Below are 7,330 nucleotides of genomic sequence, written 5' to 3' on the forward strand. Positions count from 1 at the left end.
GCATTCGGCCGGCAGGGCGGAGCGGTTACGCCACCGAGCCTGCCGTCGTTCCTACGTCTGCGACGCCAGCCGGCCCCGCCGCCGCCTGCCCACGGCCTTGCTCAGCACGCGGGCCAACTCCTCGACCGAATACGGCTTCTGGAGCAACTCGAACTCGGAGACGCCCTCGCGCGCCAGCACGTGGCTGTAGCCGCTCGCCAGCACCACCGGCAGGTCGGGCCGCAGGCGGCGGATCTCGCGGGCGAGGTCGACGCCGTCGCGGCCCGGCATCACCACGTCGGAGAACACGACCTCGAACCGGAACGGGACCTTTTCGAGCTCCGCCAGCGCCTCGTCGGCGTTGGCGGCCCAGACGGTGCTGTAGCCGAGCTCGGCCAGGGTCTCGGCGGCGAAGCGGCCGACCTCGCGGTTGTCCTCGACGAGCAGAACGCAGGTTCCCATGCCGTTCGTCACGGGCTCGGCCTCGGCGGCCTGCTCGCTCCGCCCGGCCGGACATTCGGCCCGCGGCAGGTAGAGCGTGAAGGTGGAACCCTGGCCGAGCGTGCTCTCGACCATGATCTCGCCGCCCGATTGCTTGGCGAAGCCGAAGACCTGGGAGAGGCCGAGCCCGGTACCCTGGCCGACGCCCTTGGTGGTGAAGAACGGCTCGAAGATCCGGTCCAGCTCGGCCGGCGCGATGCCCGATCCGGAATCGGTGATCGAGACCGCCACGAACGGGCCGGGGACGACGGCGTGGGCTCGCATCGCCGGCATCCGCGCGGCGCCGGAGACCGCGATGGAGAGCCGGCCCTCGCCGTTCATGGCATCGCGGGCGTTCACGGCCATGTTCACGAGCGCCGTGTCGAACTGGCTCGAATCCGCATCGATGTAGCAGGGCTCGTCGGGCACGCTGATGCTGACCGTGATGCGCGCGCCGGTGAGCGTCCCCACCATCTCGCCGATCGAGCGCACGCTCTGGGCGGCGTCGAACACCTCCGGCCGCAGGGCCTGCCGGCGGGCGAAGGCGAGGAGCTGGCCTGTGAGCTTGGCCGCGCGCTCCACCGTGTCCGAGATCGCGCCGATGTAGCGGACCCGGCGTTCCTCGGAGAGCTCGGGCCGCTTCAGGAGATCGGTGGACGACTTGATGACGGTGAGCAGGTTGTTGAAATCGTGCGCGACGCCGCCGGTGAGCTGGCCGACAGCCTCGAGCTTCTGCGACTGGCGCAGGGCCTCCTCGATCGCGGCGAGGGCGGCGGCGGATTTCTTCTCTTCGCTGATGTGCCGGCCGGTAGCGAAGATCAGGCCGCCCTCCGGCGCCGCCACCCAGGAGAACCAGCGCAGGCTGCCATCCGCGTGGGACAGGCGGTTCTCGAAGCTCGGCAGGGCGTCGCGCTCGGCATGCGCCAGCGCGTCCCGGGTCACCCCGGCATCCTCGGGCAGAACCAGATCGAAGATCGGGCGTCCCACCATCTCCCCCGGCTCCCGGCCGAGCAGCGTCGTGGCGGCGGGGTTCACGGAAACGATGCGGCCGTCCGGATCGAGGACGAGGTGGATGTCCTGCGCGCTGCGCCAGAGCCGGTCGCGCTCCGTGGTGCGTGCGGCCAGCTCCTCGCCCTGCGCCTTCTCGGCGGTGATGTCGCGCGCGCTGCAATAGACCTTACCGCCCTCGGGCACGGCGACCCAGGACAGCCAGCGATAGCCGCCCTCCGCATGGCGGTAGCGGTTCTCGAAGCTGAGGGCGGGTTCGCCCCGCAGCAGGGCGGCGTCCCAGGCGGAATGGTTGCGCGGGAGGTCGTCGGGGTGGAGGAAGTCGAAGAAGACCGTGCCGGCGACCTGCTCGGGCGTGTAGCCGAGCACGGTCTGCCAGGCGGGATTCGAGGTTTCGAAATACCCGTCGGCGTTCAGGACGCCGAGGAGATCGGGACTGACCTCCCAGACCCGGTTGCGCTCGCGGGTGCGCTGGACGACCTGCGCCTCGAGGCCCGCGTTGACCGCCCGCAGGGAATCCTGGGCGCGGCGCAGCTCCATCAGCGTCATGACCTGCCGGGCCAGCGCTTCGAGCGAGGTGGCCTGCTCCGGCGTCAGCCCCTCGGGACGCGGCTGGGTGTCGATCACACAGAGCGAGCCGAGGGCCACGCCCTCCGGCGTCTCCAGCCGGGCGCCGGCATAGAACCGGATGAAGGGATCGCCGGTGACGAGGACGTTCCCGCAGGTACGCGGATCCGCCGACAGATCGGGAATGACGAGCAGGCCCGGCTGCAGCAGCGCGTAGGAGCAGACCGATTGCGAGAGCGGCGTCTGGCAGGCGTCGAAGCCGACCCGCGCCTTGAACCATTGCCGGTCGCCCGCGACGAGGCTGACCAGGGCCACCGGCGTCGCGCAGATCCGCGAGGCCAGCAGCACGATGTCGTCGAAACCCTTCTCGGGGTTCGTGTCGAGGATGGCGTAGCGGTCGAGCGCCGCGAGGCGCGCCGCCGTCTCCGCCGCGTCGGACGCTTCCTGCGCGTATGGCGGGGATGGGGTCTCACTGCCGGTCATGACCATGCCCCGAGGAAGCCATCCACTCCGACATCCGATGAAAGGCCTCGGTCCATTGCACCTGATGGCCGGGCGAAGCGATCGGGGCGATATGCCGCCGGCCCGATCGCGCGGTAGCACGGGACGGCCGGTCTGTCGCGAACCTTACATAGGACGGCGGGCGGGCGTCCGGATGCCGGCTCCGGGTGCGGCCGAATACCGCCCCAAGGCCTTGGCCCATCGGCCTTTCCTGCAGTTCGACCTCCACATTGCCCGGCGGATTTCGACCGGATCGAAGCCACGTGGCGCCCGGTTCCGTCTCGCCGGGCCGGTCGGCCGAGGGACTGCCATGCGGTGCCTTTTCGTGTCCGCCGCGCGTTACACGTGCTAGTATGTTGCAACGCACAATGATCGCGCTCGCCGACAGGTTCGGTCCGCGCTCACCGGGAGTCGGCATGTACAACCCCTTTCACAGCGCCATGATGCTGAGCATCGAAGCCCAGAAGGTCATCGAGCTGCGCCTCGTCCGGATCGCCTGGGGCGGGCAGGCGGGCCAGGACGAGATCCAGTCGATGGTCGCCGAGAAGATCAGCGCCTCGATCGAGGCCTTCGGCACGCTGATGACCGGCGGATCGCCCGAGACGGTGGTGGAGCGCTATCGCGAGCATGTCGCCGCGAACACCGCGCGGCTTTCGGCCCCCTGAACCGCCATCGGCGGTTCTTGCTTTCAGCGGTTCTCGCCTAGCGGTTCTTGCCCGGCACCCAGAGCACGTCGGCGGCGCCGTTGCCGTTGGCGACGCGGGAGGCGACGAACAGGAAGTCCGAGAGGCGGTTGAGATACTGGATCGCCTCCGGCGAGATCTTTTCGGAGTCGATCGCGGCGAGTGCGACGGCGATGCGTTCGGCCCGGCGGCAGACCGTGCGGGCGAGGTGGAGCGCCGCCGCGAAGGCCGATCCACCCGGCAGGACGAACGAGGTCAGCGGCGCGAGGTCGGCGTTCAGCGCGTCGATGTCGGTCTCGATCCGCACCACCTGCGAGGCGACAACGCGCAGGGGCTCGTAGTCGAGGGGCTTGTCGCTCGGCGGCGTGGCGAGGTCGGCGCCGAGATCGAACAGGTCGTTCTGGATCGCCGCCAGCATCGCGTCGATGCGCGGGTCGGCATGGAGCCGGGCGAGGCCGATGCAGGCATTGGTCTCGTCGACGCAGCCATAGGCCTCGACCCGCAGATCCGCCTTCGAGCGCCGCTCGCCGTTGGCGAGGCCGGTGGTGCCCTTGTCGCCGGTACGGGTGTAGATCTTGTTCAGCTTGACCACGGCGCGTCCCCCCTCGAGCTCACGAAAAAGCCCGCCGGGCGAGGGTGTCTCGCGCGCGGCGGGCCTTGGCAAGGCGGAAGTCCGGACTGCCGGGCGCGACATGCACGCCCGGCAGCTTTGTGAAGCTCAGAAGGTGTAGCCGAGCTTGCCGCCGAAATTGGTCAGGCCGCGGTTGTTGGCGCAGAGGCCGGCATTCGACATGTGCTCGACGGTGGCCATGACGCTCCAGTGCTCGGTGAGCCGGAAGCCGAGGGCGGCCGCCTCGCGGAACAGCGGGGTGCAGCCCAGCGCGTTCATGGTGACGTTGCCGGGCACCTTCTCGCCGGTCTGGCCGTTATGCGCGGCCGCGCCGAAGAAGCCTTCCAGGAACACGAAGTTGTTCAGCGTCTCGGGGAAGAGGTCCACCGTCCAGGTGCCGCCGATATAGGCGTAGCTGGTGCGGCCGCCGAAATTGTAGCTGCCGCCCACCGTCGGGCGGGGAATCGCGCGCTGCCAGAACTCGTCCTGGAAGACCTGCGGCTTGGCGAACAGGATTTCGCCGTTGATGTTGTTGGTGTTGCCCTCGGCGCTGCCGGGGTCCTGCACCGCGCCGCCGATCCGAACCTCGGAGACGATGCTGTAGGGCTTCACGGGGGCGAGGTAGGGCAGGGGCGCCGGCTGGCGGGCGTAGCCGAGGTCGGCCGCCTGGGCCGCGCTCGTCACGGACGAGAGGGCGAGGGCGCCGGCGAGGAAGCGGGAGAGCGTGGCATGCATCGGCGGGCAATCCGGACTATTCAAGCCATGATCACGTATCACGGCCAAGCCGGACGCGGACGCCGATTCATCCCAGCCGTGCACGTTCACCGGCCAGTGCGACTTGGCCGCCACAGGTCGCGGCCGGCGCAGGTCGGCATCAGACCGAGCGCCACCACAGCACGCCCATGATCACGACGACGGCGAGGAACTGCAGCAGCACGCGCAGCCGCATCAGCCGCTGCGACAGGTTGGCGCTGCCGCCGCGCATCATGTTGGCGAGGCCGAGCAGAAGCACCGCGGCGACCGCGAGGCAGGCGGCGAGCACGATGGTGTTGGTGGACATGACCTGGCGTCCCTGAACTCTCGTCGGCGCGTCCTAGAGCAGGCGCGCACCATCCGCCACGGCGCGAACCGACAAATTACACCGGCGCCCCGTACGGCCGACGCCGCGAAGTACACCGACCATCAGAAATCAATTCCGGCGCAGCAGCCGCTCGAAGTAATCGAGCTCCTCCTGCGGGCGCGTCGGGTCGCCGAGCTTGCGCCGAAGCTCCTCCATGATCCGGCGGGTGCGCTGCACCGCCGATTCGTCGGCGGTGGGCACGCGCACGTTGCCGTTCGACAGGTCGCGTCCCTTGGTCGGACGGCCGAGCGGGTCGTCGTCGGCCGAGCCCGCCTGACCCTGCTGGCCGGGGTTCTCGCCGTCCTGCTGGCCCTGGCCCTGCCCCTCGGCTTCGGCCTGCTGCTGCATCTGCTGCTGCATGCCCTCGGAGCCCTTCTTGAGCCCGTCGAGGGCGCGGCCCTGCGCGTCGACCGCCTGGTCGCCCTGTCCGCGGCCGAGGGCGTCCTCGGCCTCCTTCATGGCCTCCTCGGCGTCGGACAGGCCCTGCTCACCCTGAAGGCCCTGCTCCTTCATGCGGTTCTGGAGCTCTTCGAGACGCTTGCGCAGCGCCTGCTGCTGCCCGCCGGGCTCGCCCTCGCCCTGCTCCTCACCCTGTCCCTGTTGGCCCTGGCCCTGCTGACCTTGGCCCTGCTGCCCCTGCTGGCCTTTCTGGCCCTGTTGCTGCTGGCCCTTCTGGCCGGGCTGCTTCTGGCCCTGCTGGCCCTTCTGCTGCTGGCCCTGGCGGGGCTTGCCCTGCTGGTCCTGGGACTCCTTGAAGGTCTTGTCGCGCAGCTTCTGCTGGTCGCGCGACATCTGGTCGAGCTCCTGCATCTGCTTGTCCATTTGCGACTTCTGCTGGTTCGGCTTCTGCCCGTTCTCGGCGCTCTGCAGGTTTTCCAGGATGCCGCGGAGCTGTTCGAGCAGGCGCTGCGCCTCGGCCGTGTCGCCGCGCTTCATCGCCTCCTGCATGTCCTGGATCATCTTCTGGAGCTGATCCGGCGTGACGGTCTTCTGCTTGCCCTGCGGCTGCTCGGATTGCTGCTGCTGGCCGTTCTTCGGGTCCTGCTTCTGGCGCTCGGCGAACTCCTTCATGAAGCGGTCGAGGGCCTTCTTGAGGTCGTCGGTGAGCTTCTTCACCTCCTCGTCCGGCGCGCCGCGCTCCATCGCCTCCTTGAGGCGGTCCTGGGCCGCGCGCAGGGACTTCTCGGCATCCGAGAGGTCGCCGTCCTCGATCTTGAGGGCCATCTCCCAGAGGAGGTCGGCCACCGCCGTCAGGTCCTCGTCGGATTTCGCGAGGCGGAGCCGGTCGGAGGCGGTCTTCAGTCCCAGGAAGATGCCAGGCTGCGGGGTAAAGCGGTCGGGCGCGATCATCAGCGCGTCGAGGGCGATCTGCACGCGCCTGCGGTCGTCGTCCGGCGCGGTGACGAGGCGGCGGCGCTCCTCCGCCAGCGCGCGGGCCAGCGGCTGGATGAAGGGCCGCGCCGGCAGCACGATCTCGGCGGGCGCCGTACGGCCCTCCTGTCCGGCCTCGTCCTTGACGACGAGCGTCAGGCGCACCCGCGCGCCCGACCACGGATTGTCGGTGAGGTCGACCAGCGTCTTGGTCTCGGTCGCGCCGGTGGCATCCGCCGGCAGCGCGAGGTTCAGCTTCGGCACCGGCACCAGCGAGCGGCCGGCCTTCAGCGGCTCGAGGATCCCCTCGGCGGAGGCGATGCCGTAATCGTCCTTGGCCCGGTAGCTCAGGTTGAAGGTGCCGCGGCCGTTGATGTCGAGGTTGCCCACGCGCTCGACCTCGGGGGCCGTGTCGGGGATGCTCTCGATGACGAGCCGGCGCCGCTCGCTGCCCTCGGTGCGGATTCCGAGTTCCGCAATCCCGCCGACGAGCCGGAAACGCTCCTCGCGCAGGTCGGATTGCGCCGTTTTCGAAGGGACGCCGCTCGGCGGGGCCTTGCGGGCGCCGGCTTCGTCCTTCCCCTCCTTGCGCACCGGTTCCAGCGCCGCGTTCGGCGTCAGCGTCGCCTCGCCGCGGCCGGCGATGCGCACGATCAGCGTCGAATTCACCGGCGCGCGCAGGCGCTGCTCGGCCTGCCCGCCGGGGCCGGCACCCGACATGGTCACGATCAGCGGCGGCAGGCGCGTGTAGAGCGGCGGGTCGATCCAGCCGTCGACGCGAAAGCTCGGAGCGGGGGAGGGCGGCGCGCGCCAGTCGAAGGCGGCGCCGACGCGCTCGCGCCATTCCGGGCCGGCGACGAACAAGGCGGCGATCGCCGCGACCACGAAGCCGGCGCGGAGCGCGAAGGGGTCGTGGCGCGGCATGTCGGGCTTCGGGCCCCCGGCGCGCAGGTTCGCGACGGCCCGCGCCGCCCGGCTCTGATGCAGCGCCCAGAGCGCCCGCGTCGCCGG

6 protein-coding genes are annotated in these 7,330 nt (G+C 70.2%); 1 reads left to right on the forward strand and 5 read right to left on the reverse strand.

Annotated elements, in window-relative coordinates; all coding sequences use genetic code 11:
• Window positions 1-51: 51 nt before the first annotated feature.
• Window positions 52-2,517, reverse strand: a complete 2,466-nt coding sequence (locus FV217_RS14405) for a PAS domain-containing protein (protein WP_147817869.1) — start codon at window positions 2,515-2,517, stop codon at window positions 52-54.
• 434 nt (window positions 2,518-2,951) lie between these two features.
• Between FV217_RS14405 and FV217_RS14410 the strand changes: the two genes are divergently transcribed.
• Window positions 2,952-3,200 (forward strand): hypothetical protein, encoded by a 249-nt coding sequence (locus tag FV217_RS14410; RefSeq protein WP_147817870.1) that lies wholly within the window; start codon window positions 2,952-2,954, stop codon window positions 3,198-3,200.
• A 37-nt stretch (window positions 3,201-3,237) separates the two neighbouring features.
• Here the strand turns inward: FV217_RS14410 and FV217_RS14415 are convergent, their stop codons facing one another.
• The 4 genes from FV217_RS14415 to FV217_RS14430 form a co-directional block, all read right to left on the reverse strand.
• On the reverse strand, window positions 3,238-3,810 hold the full coding sequence (locus tag FV217_RS14415; protein ID WP_147817876.1) for a cob(I)yrinic acid a,c-diamide adenosyltransferase: 573 nt from the start codon (window positions 3,808-3,810) through the stop codon (window positions 3,238-3,240).
• 126 nt (window positions 3,811-3,936) lie between these two features.
• Window positions 3,937-4,563, reverse strand: coding sequence for an acyloxyacyl hydrolase (locus tag FV217_RS14420; RefSeq protein ID WP_147817871.1), 627 nt, complete (start codon window positions 4,561-4,563; stop codon window positions 3,937-3,939).
• A 139-nt stretch (window positions 4,564-4,702) separates the two neighbouring features.
• On the reverse strand, window positions 4,703-4,888 hold the full coding sequence (locus FV217_RS14425) for a twin transmembrane helix small protein (protein ID WP_147817872.1): 186 nt from the start codon (window positions 4,886-4,888) through the stop codon (window positions 4,703-4,705).
• A 129-nt stretch (window positions 4,889-5,017) separates the two neighbouring features.
• The coding region (locus tag FV217_RS14430; protein WP_147817873.1) for a TIGR02302 family protein at window positions 5,018-7,330 on the reverse strand (2,313 nt) is incomplete at its 5' end.

The organism is Methylobacterium sp. WL9 (assembly GCF_008040035.1).
Lineage (GTDB): Bacteria > Pseudomonadota > Alphaproteobacteria > Rhizobiales > Beijerinckiaceae > Methylobacterium > Methylobacterium thuringiense.

Excerpts from the sequence above, each read along its gene's own strand:
- FV217_RS14405 (WP_147817869.1), bottom strand. The coding sequence starts at position 2,517 with ATGACCGGCAGTGAGACCCCATCCCCGCCATACGCGCAGGAAGCGTCC.
- FV217_RS14410 (WP_147817870.1), top strand. The coding sequence starts at position 2,952 with ATGTACAACCCCTTTCACAGCGCCATGATGCTGAGCATCGAAGCCCAG.
- FV217_RS14420 (WP_147817871.1), bottom strand. The coding sequence starts at position 4,563 with ATGCATGCCACGCTCTCCCGCTTCCTCGCCGGCGCCCTCGCCCTCTCG.
- FV217_RS14425 (WP_147817872.1), bottom strand. The coding sequence starts at position 4,888 with ATGTCCACCAACACCATCGTGCTCGCCGCCTGCCTCGCGGTCGCCGCG.